This is a genomic window from uncultured Sanguibacteroides sp., from assembly GCF_900543425.1.
Lineage (GTDB): Bacteria > Bacteroidota > Bacteroidia > Bacteroidales > Marinifilaceae > Gabonibacter.
In genome coordinates, this window is sequence record NZ_UQRQ01000038.1 from 1 (window position 1) to 18,528 (window position 18,528).

The 18,528-nt window shown below is 39.4% G+C and carries 12 protein-coding genes and 1 pseudogene; 8 read left to right on the top strand and 5 right to left on the bottom strand.

What is annotated here, in order from left to right; genetic code table 11:
• Positions 1–163: 163 nt before the first annotated feature.
• From QZR76_RS13560 to QZR76_RS13580, 5 genes and pseudogenes are all read right to left on the bottom strand, one after another.
• Entirely contained in the window at positions 164–1,279 is a 1,116-nt protein-coding gene (locus QZR76_RS13560; RefSeq protein ID WP_294143342.1) for a restriction endonuclease subunit S, read from the bottom strand.
• Between the two features lies 1 nt (position 1,280).
• A complete protein-coding gene (locus QZR76_RS13565) occupies positions 1,281–2,324 on the bottom strand; it encodes a PDDEXK nuclease domain-containing protein (protein ID WP_294143343.1) in 1,044 nt (347 codons plus the stop codon).
• The gene (locus tag QZR76_RS13570; protein WP_294143344.1) at positions 2,311–3,900 is read right to left on the bottom strand and encodes an N-6 DNA methylase; all 1,590 of its coding nucleotides are present in this window, start codon (positions 3,898–3,900) and stop codon (positions 2,311–2,313) included. Before QZR76_RS13570 ends, QZR76_RS13565 begins: the two co-directional genes overlap by 14 nt.
• Before the next feature lies 1 nt (position 3,901).
• Positions 3,902–4,665, bottom strand: a pseudogene (locus tag QZR76_RS13575) (DUF2971 domain-containing protein).
• Positions 4,666–4,672: 7 nt separating this feature from the next.
• On the bottom strand, positions 4,673–4,876 hold the full coding sequence (locus QZR76_RS13580; protein ID WP_117710914.1) for a helix-turn-helix transcriptional regulator: 204 nt from the start codon (positions 4,874–4,876) through the stop codon (positions 4,673–4,675).
• Positions 4,877–6,088: 1,212 nt separating this feature from the next.
• On the opposite strand from QZR76_RS13580, the gene QZR76_RS13585 reads away from it, so the two are divergent.
• The 8 genes from QZR76_RS13585 to QZR76_RS13620 all read left to right on the top strand — a co-directional run bounded on the left by QZR76_RS13585 (position 6,089) and on the right by QZR76_RS13620 (position 18,465).
• Positions 6,089–6,703 carry an RNA polymerase sigma-70 factor gene (locus QZR76_RS13585; RefSeq protein WP_294143345.1) on the top strand — a complete coding sequence of 205 codons (615 nt, stop codon included), beginning with the start codon at positions 6,089–6,091 and terminating at the stop codon, positions 6,701–6,703.
• Positions 6,704–6,789: 86 nt separating this feature from the next.
• Positions 6,790–7,176, top strand: coding sequence for a hypothetical protein (locus QZR76_RS13590; protein WP_294143346.1), 387 nt, complete (start codon positions 6,790–6,792; stop codon positions 7,174–7,176).
• Positions 7,177–7,480: 304 nt separating this feature from the next.
• Positions 7,481–9,322, top strand: coding sequence for an MFS transporter (locus tag QZR76_RS13595; RefSeq protein WP_294143347.1), 1,842 nt, complete (start codon positions 7,481–7,483; stop codon positions 9,320–9,322).
• A gap of 512 nt (positions 9,323–9,834) precedes the next feature.
• A complete protein-coding gene (locus tag QZR76_RS13600; RefSeq protein WP_294143348.1) occupies positions 9,835–11,022 on the top strand; it encodes a FecR family protein in 1,188 nt (395 codons plus the stop codon).
• Positions 11,023–11,107: 85 nt separating this feature from the next.
• Positions 11,108–14,473, top strand: coding sequence for a SusC/RagA family TonB-linked outer membrane protein (locus QZR76_RS13605; RefSeq protein WP_294143349.1), 3,366 nt, complete (start codon positions 11,108–11,110; stop codon positions 14,471–14,473).
• Between the two features lie 18 nt (positions 14,474–14,491).
• Positions 14,492–16,084 (top strand): RagB/SusD family nutrient uptake outer membrane protein, encoded by a 1,593-nt coding sequence (locus tag QZR76_RS13610; RefSeq protein WP_294143350.1) that lies wholly within the window; start codon positions 14,492–14,494, stop codon positions 16,082–16,084.
• 25 nt (positions 16,085–16,109) lie between these two features.
• The gene (locus QZR76_RS13615; RefSeq protein WP_294143351.1) at positions 16,110–16,868 is read left to right on the top strand and encodes a DUF4843 domain-containing protein; all 759 of its coding nucleotides are present in this window, start codon (positions 16,110–16,112) and stop codon (positions 16,866–16,868) included.
• Between the two features lie 19 nt (positions 16,869–16,887).
• Entirely contained in the window at positions 16,888–18,465 is a 1,578-nt protein-coding gene (locus QZR76_RS13620) for a PKD-like family lipoprotein (RefSeq protein ID WP_294143352.1), read from the top strand.
• Positions 18,466–18,528: the final 63 nt, after the last annotated feature.

Here is an 18,528-nt window from a genome sequence, read left to right on the forward strand (position 1 = left end):
CGAGAAACTTCCTTAAGTCCTCTTCAATGAGTGGATCGGTATATTTCCTGTGAATATCATCGCCAAATGCATATTGCCAATGTACCTCGCGGAGGAGCTCGATGGTTGCTTCCTCGAATTGACTTTCATAATATTTCCCTTTGTTTGTCATAATCGTTGCTGTTTAAGAATGTATGACATGTTGAAGCAATGCCGGACAAACTTCGCGTGAAAGTCTGTCAGCTTCTTCTGCTATTTGCTTTGCTTCATTTGCGCACTTATAAATATTGGCGATTGCACGCTGAATTTCAATGGGTGGTAGAGGAATGGCAAAACGTATCATATCTTCCCAAGTAAATGTCTCTCGAGCACTTCCCCATGAATTAAAACGAACATAACGATCAGTCTCTGCTCTTCGAAATATTAAATGTAAATAATCTGCTAACAAATACTTCTCGTCTGTTTCAAAAACTTCGTTTACCGAAGTAACAACAATCGGGAAACCTAAATGATTGATAGCTGCACAAAGACATTTTTCGTTCCCTGTCGTTTGGACAAAACTTATTTGATTTTTTCTTACTATTTTATAATTTGAAAGGTTGTTTTTGTCGACCTTAGCGTTTGTTTCATTAAAGTACTTTGAAACAGAAACACTTCTAACTTCTTTAATCTGGTTGTTAGAATTTCTTTCATCTATGCGATGAATATACAACCCGATTTCTTGCTTCGGATATTTATGCTTCAATTCCTGGATATAACTTTGGCAGACTTGCATAAGCGGAGCAGCCTTAGCCTCGTTTTGTTCTTTGATTTCCCGGAATGCTTTCCATACATTCACCACTTTCTGTTGTTCGTCAGGAGATGGCAACGGAATAAGCAATTCGCTCAATTTATTTAGGTTGTATTCTGCTCTTTGACTACCAAAGTTGTCGTAATCTACATATCTGTAAAATTCATTTCGTCTAAGATAGAGAGTTAAAAACTCTGCAGATAACACTGATTGGTGTTCTTTCTTTATATGAAATACTTGATATAGATGAGAGACAATACACATTCCTCCTGTTCTATAAGCCAGAGAACCGATATTTAACCTTGATGGGTTATAAACAATATCACCATGTCTAGCAACTTTATAAGGTTTCAAATTGATATTATTAGTAAGAGCTTTAGTCGGCTGGAATTCACCATCACTATTCACCCCTTCAATCAAATCAACACCATATTTAAGTGAAGAGTTATTTTCACGTCTTGGAGAAATATAATCTCCGAGCCTAACCCATTTTACATTACTCGCTCCCATATCACTCCTCCATTCCGTGTTGTTCCAAGAAGAAACGTTTTTGCTGTTCTATCTCCCTGCTCAACTCTTCTTCCGTTGGCATATAGGCCATATATTTGGCTGCAAAAAGTTGCTCGCTACCGTTAAGGACGGAGTATTTTGCCATCACCTTGTCCGTTTCGGTACAGAGCAGTATGCCTATTGTCGGGTTATCACTCTCATCTTTTACAAGGTCGTCATACATTCGTACGTACATATCCAATTGCCCCACATCTGCATGTGTCAGAGGATGTGTTTTCAATTCAAACAGCACGTAACGTTTGAGCTTGATGTTATAGAACACGAGGTCAATGTAAAAATCACCTGTGTCTGTTGATATATGTTTCTGCCTGTCGACAAAAGCGAAACCGCGCCCCAATTCCATGATAAATTGTTGCAGATGATCTATTAAGGCTTGCTCCAACTCGCTCTCATCATATTTGCTGTCCTTGCGAAAACCTAAAAACTCGGCAACCACCGGACTCTTTATATACTCCAATGGATCATTGGCTTCAATATCGGGGGCTGGCAATGCCAGCCCTTCCCTTACACAAGCCATACGGCGGCCATAGTATTGTGTACCGATGTTGCGATTGAGTGTCCTCACACTCCACATCTGTTCCGATACCTCTTTTACATACCACTCTCTGGCCTTAGGGTCTGCAACCTGTATAATCGAGCGGAAGTGCGACCATGTCAGATTGTGAACACGCGTGTTCACAATCTCCAAATCATTAAAACACAGGTAAAATTGGCGGAAGTAATCCAAATTGCGTTTACTGAATGTACTACCGTATTTAGGTACCAGTTGCTCTGCTAATGTTTTAATCAACCGGGTGCCATACTGCGCACGAACTTCTCCATGCTGTTCTTCTTCCACTATTCGCCGCCCAATGTGCCAATAGGTAAGTACAGCAATCTGATTAGCTGCCGCATATGCCTGTTGACGGCCTTGTTCAATGATACTCCGGATATCAGAAACCAGTTTATCAGTTGTCATACCATGTTGCAGCTTATTCTTTTCCATAACCTAAAACTTTGAAAGCGTTTATAAGTTCCGTTTCGTTTGCATCCCATCTTTTCTTCAATTCATCAAATTTACAACTCATTTCTGAAAGGGCAGACTTATAGTCTATTTCCGTATCACGGTCTATAAATTCAATGTATCTGGATGGCACGAGAGAATATCCCTTTTCTTGAATTTCGTTACGATGTGCAGCATAGTATAATTCCGGCTCGGCATACTCGGCAAAATTCTCGGTTTGCCAATCGAGGTATATTTGACGCACTCTGTCTATTTCTGTTTCCGACAAGCGGACGTATTTCTTTTCATATATGTTATTGTTCCATGTCCGCAAGTCAATGAAAAGAATTTCACCTGTACGGTTGCGAAGTTGTCTGCCATGCCATGGACCGCCTTTCTTGTCGTTGTTTAAAATCCAAAGGGTGACGGATATATCGGTAGAATAGAACATATTTCGCGGCAAAACGATAATAGCTTCTACTTTGTCGCTTTCGATTAGCTGTTTGCGTATTCCCTGCGTATCACTATCATCCAAAGCACCATTGGCAAGCAGGAATCCTGCGATTCCACGACTGACATTCAATTTGTTTAGGATATGAAGAATCCACGCATAGTTGGCATTGCTGGTAGGAGGGATGCCATAGCCTTGCCATCGGGGATCAGTCTCAAAACCTCCGTATTCGGCATATTTTTTCAAATTGAACGGCGGGTTCGCCATGATATAATCAAACTTGAGTTCCTTATGCTGGTCATCGGAGAATGTGGACACGGCTCTATCGCCCAAATGGTAAGAGATACCTCGGATAGCCAGATTCATCTTTGCAAGACGATAGGTTGCCGGTTCTGATTCCTGCCCATACACATTGACGGCTTTCGTGTTTCCACCGTGGGCCTCTATGAACTTTGCAGCTTGAACAAACATACCTCCAGAACCACAACAAGGGTCATAGACTGTCCCATCAAAAGGCTCAATAAGTGATGCGATAAGCTCTACGATAGAATGTGGTGTATAAAATTCTCCTTCCTCTTTGTCTGCGTTTATGGAAAAAGCCTGCAAAAAATACTCATATACACGTCCTATGAGGTCGTGATCATTAAATTTCTGTGGGTCTATCTTGTTTATCTCATCCACTACGCTTTTCAGAACTCCCGGTTCAAGGGCTGTTTTCGTAAAAATCTGCTGCGGAAGGGCATTTTTCAATTTAGGTTCGTTGTCATCCAAAGTCTTTATGGCCGTATCGAAAGCGATAGCCATGCCGGTAGGTAATGTGAGAATCAGTTTGTCCCAAAATGTTTCATCTGTCAGGAAAAACACTCCGTCCTGCATATATTGATTGGGACGAGAAAGTTGCAACTCAATGAAATCCGTATCATTAATGCCTTGAACTTCCACTATCTCATGCCTAATTTTCTCTTTTTGCTGTTTGAACCGTTCTCCTATGAATTTCAGGAATACAAGGGTCAACAGCAAGTCGCGCTTATCTGTCATAGCCGCACGCCCACGCAGACTGTTACGACAGTTGAAAAGTATTGTTTCAAGAGTCTCTTCCTTTACCGGTTTATTCTGTTTCTTAGCCATTTTATTTTATCAATTCAGTATTCAACTTAAAAGCATTTGCATCAATCACCATTTGGTAAATCTTAATGTCAGGATTAAGTTTCCGTGCAACGCTTATTATTTTTGATTTCTCATCTGTATCCATATTGATTCCCAAATAGACCGACTCAAAGCACCTCCTCCGATTTTAGGGAAAGCCCGAACTTCTTTCCAATCAATCGGCCCCTTATCATCATTTTGCCCCGGCAATAAACTCATATATGTCGGCCAAGGGTCTAAAATAAAAAGTCTTACCTCTTGTTCATGTTCCCAAGCCTTTGCTTTTGTGGACAACTGATAATGGAAAAAATCTTTTGCATCCCTGAAATAATCAGGCTTCTCTACAATATCCTTGTATTGCACTTCCACCTCAGAACAACCAATCATGACTGTTCCTTGTATTCTCGAAAGATACTTTTGGGCTTTCTCCATATCCAAACCAATACAGATACCTTTATGTTTGCTATAATAGCTCCACATCAAGATTGAATCATATATTTTGGAAAGGCTACATATCCACACCTCTTCTCTGGTTCTACGAAATGGATCTCTTCTTAATTCTTCGATTATTTCCGGAGTCCATCCTCCACACGCTTCCTTCGGAACATTGGAGAAATCAATTAACGATGGGTGGCAATCAAACGGGTCGTTCAACTGCGTAGCATTGGTAAATTGAAGATTACTATAATGTAGCATCATCAATCCACCAGTAAAATCAAGATATTTATATAATTTGACTGCTCCCATAAACTTATTATTCCGTCCTTAATAAGTCATCCACGGTTACACCCAAAACTTTGGATATTTGAATTAGCGTCTCCACATTGGGTTGTGTTGTATTGGTAACCCATTTGGAGATTATGGCAGGATCTTTATCCAATTGTTCCGAAAGCCATTTATTGCTCTTATTTTTCTCTGCGAGAACGACTTTGATTCGGTTCAGTAATTTACGTTCCATATTCGTATGTCTATCCAATGTGACCAAAGGTACAAATTATCTATGAATATATTTGATGTTATAGGTTATATATTGCGGACAAAGCACAAAAAAGTGACTAAAACATCAATTTTGGCCACACAAGTTTATGATCCCTACTCTTTAGAGGGGGATGATAAAATCCATTTTACCCTAATATACAGGAACGATTATTTTGAATATTATATCTTTTGTGGGAACTATACGGTATCAAATCTATAAGAGAATGATATATAATGACTATATATCAGATTGATACAAAATATATTTCGGTTCAAGCGTGGGAACTGTTAGAATTATCTGTTTTAGAGGTTCTGGTAAACCTGTGGTACAAGATAAAACGACACCCCACGCTAAACCTATATACGTTTTCATATATACGGAAAGCATGAACGTTTGTATCGCTAATCCCCGTACCACTTGAAATATACCAGATTTCTAAAAACGGGATAAAGCTAAACGCTTTCATAACTAAAATGTTTGTTGTTCGGTATTCCTGACAACGCTACAAATGTAGTTAATTTTAAGCATCCAACAAACGCTCATCAGGGTGTCATGTCACAAAATTAATATAAGTTTTAATAATGTATTAAAATTTTCCATTTTCCATGATATTATTTATTATGATTTTCTTCTATTTTTGGATAGAAAAGAATACTGTTTTATGTTATTGTTACCTTGTTTTCAGGTTATTATAAACAATATAATACGCCTATGGCGATAAGAATCTTAAAAGTTACGCTCTATGAATTTAGGATGATCTGTCGGGTAAAGTTCTTCGGCATGACTGTTTTTCACGTCTGCTCCGATTCGTGCTGTCAATTTGGAATCAGTTATGGTTAAGTCCGGTATTTTCTCGTGTGAGTAATATAAAGGGCTTCCTCAAAATTTTCATATAACTTTCGGAAAGCTTCCGTATTTTCTTTGGTAAAGCTTCTATGTTTATTTCCGGTTGTCTGATCATACCTTAAAAGATGCAAGTCGGGTGAATTTACGTGTTTTTATTAAAACGAAACAACTACGAAAATGAAATTTAATCAAAGTTGTCTACTTGTTGGCGTTGGATATATATATAGATTGTAATAATATTTAATAATTTGTAGTTGATGAGTTAAAATAATTTTGATACTTTTGGAAGTTCTAAAGGGGTGAACTTTGTATACTAAAAATAAAAACCGGGATTAAATACGTAAAATGTTGGTAATTAAATCAAAAGGAGACGATGTCTATATCGAGGGATTGAAAAAAAGAGATCCTGAAACCTACGAAATAGTATTTAAAATGTACTATAAGGCACTTGTTTTATTCGTGGAGAGGCATATCGGGGATCGGAATATGGCTAAGGATCTGGTTCAGGATATTTTCTTAAAATTATATGAAAGTTGTGCTTCTTTTCCAAATGAATTTAATTTAAAATCCTGGTTGTATTGTTTGGCTCGAAATGCTGCTATCGATTATTTGCGGCACTTGAAAGTAATGGATCGTAATAAGTTCCTGATGGCGGAGGCGATGCTTTATGCGGCAGATTTGGATAAATGTGTGGACGAGAAGTTGTACGCGAAGATACAAAGTGCAATTGAGACATTACCGGACCAATGCAAGCGTATTGTTTTGATGAGTGTTGTGGAAGGAAAGAAATATTGGGAAATTTCTAATGAACTGGGGATTACGATGAATACGGTTCGAACCCAGGTTGCTCGCGGATACAAGAAGCTGAGAGAGCAATTAAGTGACGATAATATGGCTATTTTCCTGTTAATGGGATTGTTTATGATTGCAAAGGAGCGGGAAACGGAGCAGCAGTACTGATTTTGGGGGGTAGTAAAATAGGAGCTCTCGAATTTGCATAAAAGAAAAGTCCGGGTTACTTTTGTTCGTTGTTTAATCGAAAAATAATGAAAAATATAGTTTTTATCGGGTTAGTTGTTTTTTTAGGGATGATGATCTCTTGTAGTAAAGGGGATGATTCTCCTTATAATTCAAAAAATGTGGAGTGTGCTGTCGGTTTGTCTGAGGATACGGTTGCATTGGGGCAGTCCGTGACGGTTTCTGCAGAAATAAACCAACCCTTATCGATGTCCGTTTACGTGGAAAAGAAGGATAAGACTCAAACTTATATAGGGAAAATAGAATCTCCTGAAGGAAGTTTGGAATGGACACCGAAACAGGAAGAAGTGGATTTGGGAGAGAATTATATTGTTGTACGTATTTATTTTTCATCGTCGCATAGTATGTCTACTTATACTCCGGTCTATATAAAAGAAGCCGTTGACGGGGATTAACGGTTGAAGACAGGAACGATTTAACGGTGTCTCTATAAAATTCGAATTGTATTTTGCTCGTGTTACAGAAAATTTATTTGTTTAGGCATTTATTCCTTGTAATTCGATAATTCTTCTTGGATGACAGAGTCCGATAGAATAAAATATACTAAATAAATCCCTGTTTTTTTAATTTATTTTTTTACTTTTGCAGTTGAATAATGCCGCTATAACGGTTATTTGCAACATGTTGTGATTATCACGTAAGTCTAGTTGATAATTTCGGCGTGTTTTTTTTATGCCTTGATGTAATGATATAAATAATATGAAAAACCAGATCAAAGAAAAACTATGGACAGGTTCGTTTGTAAAAATCTGTTTGGTGAATTTTTTCATTTTCGTGAATTTCCATGCCCTTCTGCCGACATTCCCGTACTTCGTAGAGTACCTCGGTGGGGATTCGGTGTCTATCGGACTGGCTACGGCCCTATTTTCTCTCGCTTCCATCATCTCCCGTCCTTTTGTGGGATGGCTCGTTGATACGAAAGGGCGTTGTACGATTCTCGTCATAGGATTGATTGGTATGTCGCTTATCCCGATGGGTTATTTTCTGGCAGTGGGTATAGCATTTGCCATCGTATTGCGTACCATACACGGAGTTTTCCATGCCGCATCAAGCAATGCCGCCTCCACTTGGGTTACGGACATCATCCCCCGTAGCCGTATGGGGGAGGGACTCGGAATGTTTGGTCTGTCCATGGCTCTTTCTACGGCTCTTGCACCTGCGATAGGGTTGGCCATAATGAATTCTTTGGGCGGTGTACCTTCTGCTTTCGGATTTAAGGCTCTTTTCGGAATGGTGGCCTTAGTGGCTCTGCTGGCTTTGATTATAGGCATCTTCATCAGGAGTCGTAATTATACACTTTCTCCCAACAACCTCCGACTAAACGAGTTGTTTGAGCATAAATCTATCCCGGCATCCATTACCCAGTTTTTCTTTATGATAGCTTATGGTGTGATCGAGGTTTATGTGGCCATATATGCCACCAAGAACGGGCTTCTGAGCGGAGGGATCTATTTTATTTTCATCGCTATTGCTACAGTTCTGACGCGTATTATCCTCGGCAGGGTGATAGACCGCTATGGAGAAGCCATATTGGTTTATACGGGTAACATTGCAATCATCCTCGGTATATTGCTGCTTGTGTTTGTACATACTGTGCCTTGCTATATTATTTCGGCTCTTTTGCTGGGCTATAGTTTCGGAGCCATACAACCTTCGCTTCAGACGATGGCGATGCACTCGGTTGCACCCGACCGCAGGGGAGCTGCAAGTTCAACGTTCTTCTGCGCCTTTGACTTGGGAATTGCTTTGGGGGCTTTCGTCGCTGGGATATTGGTGAAGTACGTGGGGTATGACTGGATGTTTCTCTACATAGGTATTTCTTGTGTACTTTCACTCGTGTATTATATTATATTCGGACGTAATCACGAATCATCCCTGAATCCCGGTAATGACAATTCTTTTTCCGTCGTAGAAGCGATTGAAAATATGAAAGATATTCAGCATTTGCCGCTTGTTATTACCATATCGCGTGAATACGGTAGCGGTGGACATGCGATAGGTGTGTTACTCGCGAGCAAATTGGGGATAAAACTCTATGACAGCAACCTGATAGAAATGACAGCCAAAGAAAGCGGACTGAGTGAAGTATTCGTGAAAGCCAATGAGCAGAAATTGCGCGACAACCTGCTTTTTGACCTCAATATGAATATTACGGGAGTAACCCCGGGCGATGACCCGACCCAAGCAGCTATGTTTTATGCCCAGAGTAAAATTATACGCGACCTTTCCGGCAGGGAATCGTGTGTCATCGTGGGGCGTTTGGCAAATTTTATTCTGAAAGGTAAGGCAAATTGTTTCAATGTATTCATCCATGCTGACAATTCATTCAGATTGAATCGTATAGTCGAACAATACGGCATCGACAGGGATATAGCAGAGAAAGAGATGATGCGGGTTGACAAAGCAAGGGCCGAACATTGCCGCCATTTTACGGGCAAGGAATGGGGGGCGAGCAAATATTACGACTTATCCGTCGACAGTTCCGTGTTCGGAATTGAAGAAACAGCCGAGGATCTGTACTCAATTATAAAAAAGATGTAATTTCAGTATGTTTAAAATTAAACGGTTGTGTCATTGAATTGGGAGGGATACAGGTAGGTCACTTAACTCTTGTTTAAGGATTTGCCATTTAGCTTTTGTACCCGGATGTGACTAAAATGCTTGTTTCGTAATATACAGTTTGTTTATTTCAGACTTAATGATTTGCTTGATGATAATACTATTGTCGGAATATTCAATCATGTTTTTTTTCAGGATAGTTTGCCTGAAGAGATGTTGTTTCCATATTATTTTTGAGATGTTAATAATATCAAAGCAAAATAAAAGATGAGTAAAATACCGGCATATGAATTAGTATGAATTTTTTTATTGCCGGCCTTTAACGAGTCTTTATTTTATTAGATACGTTCTATTCATTCGTTGCTAATTATTACTGGTAATTTATTGTGTGACAAATGTATCTGAAAAAAAATATTTTTTCGAAAAAAAAACAAAAATTCTTGTCGCACAAAATAGGGGGGTCTCCGTTTTAAAGATGTAATAAGATAAAAAGTATGGAGATAGAGATGGAGATTTCAACGACTTTAATTTATAGAAAAATAGAAGGTACGCTATCGGAAGAGGAGAATCGGAGATTTGAAGCGTGGTTAGATGAAAGTAAACTTCATCGGCGTTACTTTGAAGAGATGAAGAGAATGAACGGGATGCCAAAAGCCCAACAGCTTTCGGAAGAAGAGATAGAGGAGGCGTGGCTTGAATTTGCTCGTAGACTTAAAAAGAGGCAACGTTTGAACTATTTTCGTCGGCCGATGGTTGTCTATTGGAGTGCAGTAGCCGTGATTTGCATAGGATTGTTTATCTCTATTTCATTGAATGTTAAGAATGACAAATCTTTAAGATCTATTCCTGTTGCACATCAGATTACGCCAGGACAGAGGGATGCCATATTGTACTTATCGGATGGCAGTCAGCATCGTTTAGGCAAACGAAATAATTCTTTCCAAGAAAAATCAGGTGTTGAAGTAAAGGTGGATAGTACTCGTTTGGTATATTCCGCCCAAGTACAAAAAACGGACTCTGTACAGGAATTGATTTTTCACAAACTGGATGTTCCGAGAGGAGGGGAGTATACGGTAGATTTGGAAGATGGAAGCAAAGTATATATGAATTCGGAATCCAGTTTGACTTATCCGGTTGTTTTTGTTGGAAAGAGCCGGGAAATTTATTTGGAAGGCGAGGCTTATTTTGAGATACAAAAAGATACTCTTCGTCCTTTTATTGTGCATGCCGGAGATATGAATATTACTGTTTTGGGAACGAGTTTTGGGGTAACTTGTTACAAGGATGAAGAGGATGAGCATACTACTTTAGTACACGGAAAGGTTGAAGTGAATTTAAAAAACAAACCGGATAGTTATTATATTTTGGAACCGGGGATGCATCTTCGTTACGATAAGAAATACGACATAGTGGTGAAAAAACGGGTAAATGTTCAGGAGTATATAGCTTGGCATGAGGGGAAATACATTTTCAATAAAAAGCGTCTGGAAGATATATTAACGATTTTATCCCGGTGGTATGACTTTACGGTCTTTTATCAAAATGCAGAGGCGAAGGAAACTTTGTTTTCTGGAGAGTTAAAACGTTTTGATGATTTCAATTATATCCTTCATCTGTTGGAGGAGGTAGGTGATGTGAAATTCATAGTGGATAAAAATATGGTAAAAGTACAAAAACGATAAGACAGGAGAATTGTCTTCTCCTGTCTTCATAGGAGATAAGTTTGCCGACTTACTCCTTAGGTGTCTAATTTAACTATACAAATTTATGAAAAAAAGAAGAAAACTGTACAGACCTTTGCAAAAAAGGTGGTGTCGTAAGGTTCTATTGTGTATGAAACCTCTTTGTCTATTTTTGTTAGTATTCAATCTCGGATTGAATGCGGCAGTACATTCGCAGGATCAGCGGGTGAGTGTTAAATTGAAAGATGCGGGTATTGAAGAATTGATTTCAGCGATTAAAAGTCAGTGTGAAGTTGGTTTTTTGTATGATTATAACAAAGTGAAGCGGGTTAATTCTATCACCGTGGACATGCAGAATGCTTTGTTGAAGGAAGTGTTGGATGCGGCATTGAAAGGGACAGGCTTTAAGGCAGAAATAGAGAATGATATGATCATCATTAAAGAAGTGATCGCAAAGGATGAGAAGAAAGAAATTCGAATTGCCGGTAAAGTTATTGATGAAAAGAAGATGCCTCTTCCCGGCGTTGCGATTTTGATCAAAGGTACGCAATTGGGTACTACTACGGGAGTAGACGGAAAATATTCGTTGAGATTACCGGATGTGAAAGATATTACCTTGATATTTAAATTTCTGGGTCTGGAGACACAGGAAATTAAATATACCGGTCAAGACACGATCAATATAACCATGAAGGAGGAAAAACATAGGTTGGAGGATGTGGTTGTAACGGGTTATACCACTATACGGAAAGAGAGTTTTACCGGAAACGTGACGAAGGTAACTAAGGAGCAATTAATGAAGACCAATAATAAGAGTTTAATCGGAGCTCTTCAGATATTTGACCCTTCCGTACGTTTGAAGGATAACTCTATTTGGGGATCCGACCCGAATGCCTTGCCCGAATTCAATATCCGGGGTGAATCCAGTATAGCTATGGCAAAAGGTCTGGATGTAGAGTATACGAAACAGACACAACGTACTAATGTACAAGATAACCCGAATCTTCCGGTTTTTATTTTGGACGGATTTGAAGCATCAGCTCAGAAAATTTATGATATGGATATGAACCGTATCGAGAGCGTAACGATTTTGAAGGATGCGGCAGCCACGGCTATGTACGGTTCCAGGGCTGCAAACGGGGTGATTGTTATCACGACAATTGCTCCTCAACCGGGAGAGATGAGGATTACCTATAATTTCACGGGAGAAGTCGTGTTACCGGATTTGTCTGATTATAATTTGTGTAATGCTGCCGAGAAATTGGAAGTGGAGAGATTATCCGGGGTTTTCTCTGATGATGTATACGGAGAGATGGAGTATAATAAAAAGCTGACGGAGGTATTGCGGGGTGTGGATACGGATTGGTTGGCTCTGCCTTTGCGTAATGTATTTAATCATAAACATAGTTTCTATTTGGAAGGTGGTGTAGAGAGTGTACGCTACGGTTTGGATTTCAATTACGATAGTAATGACGGAGCGATGAAGGGATCGTATCGTAGTCGTGCCGGAGCCGGTTTAACCGTGGATTTCCGCTACAAAGACAAACTTCAGATTCGTAATTATGTCTCTTATACCATGACCCGGTCGGAGGATTCCCCTTACGGAACATTCAATGAGTATGCCAATAAACAACCTTATCTTGCCTATAAGGATGATGACGGTAAGTTGTTGGCCCAATTGACGGACGGTACAAAGAATCCGTTGTGGAAAACCACGCTGGAGAGTTATTCCGGAAAAGGGCATATTTATGATTTGACCGATAATTTGGATATCAACTGGTATATTTTAGAAGGACTTCAATTTAAAGGACAGTTCAGTGTGACCAAGAATGATTCCAAAACGGAATCTTTTATTGATCCGGACGATCCTTCTTATCAGTATACCGCCATTAAAGAAAAAGGACAATTATCCCGTTCCTTATCAACCGGATATAATTGGAACGTGAATGCCATGTTTTACTATAACCGGGCTTTCGGCATGCATTTTATTAATGCCACGATGGGATTGAATATAAAAGAATCTAAAAATGAAAGTTATTCCATGCTCTTTAAGGGTTTCCAATTAGGTAGTATGAATACTCCCGCTTTTGCCGCCACTCAACCGGATAAAACGGACGTTTCCAGGACTCAAGACCGACTATTTGCCTTTTTGGCCTCTGTAAACTACTCTTTGAATAATATTTATTTATTAGATGCTTCTGTTCGTTTTGACGGTTCGTCTCAATTTGGATCTGACAAACGATTTGCTCCTTTCTGGTCTGTCGGTCTTGGAGTAAACTTCCATAATTATAAATGGTTGAAGGATCATTGGCTGGTAAGTACGTTGAGAGCTCGCGGTTCTTACGGAAGTACCGGTAAGGTGAATTTCCAACCCTATACTGCTGTTACGACCTATGAAACGGATGCCGATAGTTGGTATTATACCGGTCCGGCGACTAAATTGGTTTATTTGGGGAACACCGATTTGACGTGGGAAAAGACCAATACCCTGGATGTCGGTATCGCTTTAGGTTTGTTTAGTGACCGTTATTATATCGAGGCTAACTATTACCATAAAAAGACGAATGATTTGATTGACCAAGTAACGATTCGTTCTTCCTCCGGTTTTGATCAATATTATACTAATTCCGGTAGTGTGGTCAACAAGGGATTTGAGGTTAAGGTCAGTGCCACCGTATATCAGGATGAAAAATGGGTGGTTACTTTAACCGGTAATATGGCTGGTAACAAGAATAAGATTACTTCTCTCGGTAAATCAACGGAAGAATACAATAAAAAATTGAACGAGGAGTATGATTCCAGTTGGCCTTCCTATGGACGAGAATTTATGGCTACTCCTTTCACTCAGTATTATGTAGGAGCTTCTACCTCCGCTATTTATGCTGTACGCTCGGCAGGTATCGATCCGGCAAACGGTAAAGAGAAATTTATCAAGAAAAACGGAACCAGTTCATATACATGGTGTGCGGATGATCAGGTCGTTGTGGGAGATGAAAGTCCTACTGCTAACGGAACTTTCGGTGTTAATGTGAATTACCGTGGATTTTATGTGAATGCTTATTTCTCTTACCAATGGGGAGCACAGTCTTATAATGAAACTTTACGGTCAAAGGTGGAGAATGCCAATATCAAGGATAATAATGTGGATAAACGGGTACTTACAGAGAGATGGAAGAAGCCGGGAGATATTTCTGCTTACATTGATTTGACCAATAATACAACAACTAAGCCGACTTCTCGTTTAGTTCAGGATGATGATTATCTGACCTTTAGCAGTTTGTCTGTCGGTTACGATTTCAAAAAAGAGTTATTGCAAAAGATCAGATTAACCTCTCTTGGGGTCCGGTTCAATGCGAATGATATATGTAGATGGTCTACAATAAAAGAAGAGCGGGGAACCAGTTATCCGTATGCTAAGAACTATAGTTTTACCATTAGTGTAGGTTTCTAACTTTTTAAGATTAATCATATGAAAATTACAAATATAATAGTGTTGTTATCAGCTGTTTTACTCACTTCTTGTGAAGAATGGCTGGATTTGAAACCGGATACTCAGGCCACGGAAGAACAGGTTTTCTCTACGGCAGCCGGGTATCATTCCGTGTTGAATGGGTTGTATAAGTCTATGGGATCGTCTGATTTATATGGGGTAGAATTAGCTTTCGGAATGGTTGACTGTATGTCTCAACAGTACTCTTTAAAGATTGCCAATAATGTGACCAGCAGACAGTTGTATATTGATGCCGGAGATTTTAACTATACGAGTAGTTATTTAACTCCAGTAATTGAGTCGGTATGGTTAGCGGCTTTTAATGTGATTGCTAATGCCAACAATCTGATCCAGAATGTGGAGAATGCATCCCCGGAATTGTTTAAAGAGGGTGAAATGGAGAGGAATCTGATTTTGGGAGAGGCTTATGCTTGCCGGGCTTTGATGCATTTTGATTTGTTACGTCTGTTCGCTCCGGCTCCGGTTCATGACGATAATCAAATTTATGTTCCTTATGTTGATCGATATCCGAATATTCAAGCCTCTGGTATTGCAGTAAAACCTTTCTTGGAGAAGGTAATTACCGATCTGAAAAAAGGACGTGACCTGGTAAAGGAGTGGGATACTTCAGATATTGGTGTCGGCTTGCAAATTACGGGAAAAGCTCGTTTTAATAATGAATTTTCTTTCGGAACGGTTATCTACGATGACTATTCAAATGGCTCAAAAATTGATGCATTCTTTAAAGGAAGAGGTTACCGTTTGAATTATTATGCTATTACTGCCTTATTGGCTCGGGTTTATCAATATGCCGGCTCCGGGTATGAACAGGATGCTTTTGATTGTGCCAAAGAGGTTATGGATTTCCAGGTAGAAGCTTACTATGGTATGGAATCAGCCTTTGGAAAAGATGATTATAGCGGAATTCGTAGGGGAGATTGGGATTCCAAGACAGACTTGAAAGTTATTTCCAATTTGATCTTTGCCGTATATAATGAGAAAGCATATGATGATTTGGGGCTGGAGTATTTCTTTAAAAAGGAATTTTATAGCGGTTCCTATCCGACCTGGTTAGTCATTAATCAAGAGGTTCAGAAAACATTCTATACGCGCAGCGGAATCGATGAGTCTAAATCGGATTATCGTGCCCTTAACATGATCTTTTATGCTACTAATAGCCAAGGACAATATCCTATTTCCGGAAAATGGTATATCAGTGAAAACGAGGAAACCCGAAATGAAAACTTATGTGTTCTTCCGGTTATTCGAGCTACTGAAATGCGTTATATCATGGCTGAATATTATGCTCGTAAGGGGAATCTCGGAGAAGCCCAGAATATTCTGAACGATATTCGGAAAAACAGGGGATGTACGGAGAAAATAACGGTCGGCAGTTGGGATGATTTCGTAAATGAATTGATTCGGGATGCTCGTCGGGAGTGGATTTCCGAAGGACAACTCTTCTATCTCTACAAACGTTTGGATGCTAATATCGATTTTGGAAAAAATGTAGTTCGCCCGATGAGTCGGAGTGAATATTTGGTACCGATTCCAAGTAACCAGAGTTTATAATTATTGATTATAAAATATAGAAATTATGAAAAAGTATTTATTTTCTTTTTCCATCTTAATGACCATTTTCTTCTTTTCTTGTGATGAAGATAAGGTATTGACATTCCATGATGGACACGAGATATTTTTCGATAAATTTTACATGAACGCTTTTTCTCCGGGAACCGAAGAGGCTGATTCTACCGTAACCACATTCTTTTTCTATCCGGAAGGAACGAAAAACATAGAGGTGGAGTTAGGTGTTCTGCTTTCCGGAATGCCTCTGACTTCTGATATTACTTTCGGGTTGAAAGTGATCGAAGAAGAGACAACGGCCAATGCGGATGAATATAAGTTGGATGATTACTATACTTTCCATGCAAATACCATAGGAGAGGATGCCAAAGAGATAAGAGATACGATTAAAGTTAAGTTGATTAGATCGGATCGTTTGGACGATATGCCGGAGGGTGTACGTCTTGTCGTGGAATTGGTGCCGTCTGATGGTGTCGGATTGGGACAAGTGGAGCGCAGACGGGCAAAGATCATCCTGAAGACGACAGCTAAAAAACCGGATTGGTGGACGCAAGAAGTGGACGACGGATTGTTGGGAAAATATTCTGATAAGAAATATTATTTGTTCTTGAATTATGTCGATAAAGAGGCTCAGATGAATGAAGAGTTGATAGAGAAACATCCGGACGAGGCAATCAAACTGGCAATGGAGTTTAAGGAGTGGTTGGCTAAACAACCGATAGAGGACATTACTGATACTGATGGTAGTATAATCGAAGTTGCAATTTAATCTGATTAAAATGAATTTTATGAAAAATATAGTTTTACTGGGTTGTCTTCTTTTAGCATCTCTTTTAACAGGATGTTTTAAGGATGAAGGTAATTATTCCTATAAAGAATTGGGGCTTGCTCCGAAATGGATTATAGATCCGAGTACGGAGCCGATACGGGTAAACGGAACACAAGGCGAAATGATGAAATTTATGCCTCAAGGTAAAGATTTCACTTTTGGAGAGGACTCTGTAGCGGCATTGGATATTTTCCGTTACGAATGGGAAATTAACGGCGTTATTGTTTCGGAAGAATCTAATTTTGAAATGAAAACGGATACCGTGATGGCGAGAGCGAATTTGGGTAAAGCCCAAACGGGTGTGACCGGAATATTCCGTATTATCAATAAGCAAAACGGAATTGTCTATATCGGAAGAACTTTTCTCGGATTCCGTCCGAAATTTTATTTGGGAAGTTTTGTCGTTATATCCGACAAAAGTCCAGATCTGACGAAATGTTCTTATTTGCGGTTGAAGACCAGATACGAGGGCCCTACATTGGTTTACGATTATTTTTTAGAGGATGACCTTTATTATCAGATGAATGGAGTAGATATTCCAGGTAAACCGCTGAAAATACGAAACTGTCTGGCTAAACATGTTTCGTCTACGGTGGGTGCTTCTCTTATCGTAACGACGGAAGGCGTATATCAGTTGAATAATGAGACCTTCACGATGTATGCCGATATGAAGGATCAGTTCCTGGATGGGACACCGGATAATTTCAAACCGATTGACGGATTTGACAACCTGCGTCTTTCCTGTATTGCCACGGAGGACGGTCGTATCTTTAAAAGACAGATGTCTGAGAACTATTTGACAGGGAAGTTCCAAACCGTACCTTATTTTGTTGATGCTAAGGGGTATAAGGTAACGAAGTTTAGTACTTACGTGTCACGGGATCGGGATCCTCTTTGTTTTGATGAACTAAACCGGAGAGTATTGATTATACAATCTCAAAGTGATGGTATGAATGCAACAATACGTCCGCTGGTTAAGGGAGACGGAAATTACTATCCTTTCCCTCTTTGGGAAATTCCGAGTGATGTGGATGTTCTTCACTTGTGTCCTACCTATGACCGTAAAACTTATGTGTCAGGGAATGCCATTTATTATAATCAAAACGGTAAGACCTATAAATATGATTTCAGATTCAACTCTTCCGATATGAAGGTGTTGGAGAATGAGAGTGTAGCTCCGGTCGCTCTTCCGGTATATTTAACATCGGATGATGTTATCATGACTTTTGGATGTTATTCAGCTCCCGAAAACAAAATGGTTTACGCTAAAGGCAATCAGATACGTTGTATTAATTTTGGTGAAAATTATTCGGATAATCCATGGATTTCTGTTGACTCCAAAGTAACGGTGTTGCTTTATACCGTCATTTACAACACGTATAAATATATGGTTGTCGGCTGTGAGAATGGAGATATTATGGTGTATGCCGTCGATGATAAATTGCTCTCTTACAGATTGGTATCTAAAGCCAACGTCGGAGGAAGAGTGGCAGGTATTAATGAGACCGGTTTCTCTTATGGGGCAGATACGTTTTAATCACTATGTATAAAGTAAATCTATTGTATGGAAGAATCAATCGTAAAAGTTGAAAACCTATCC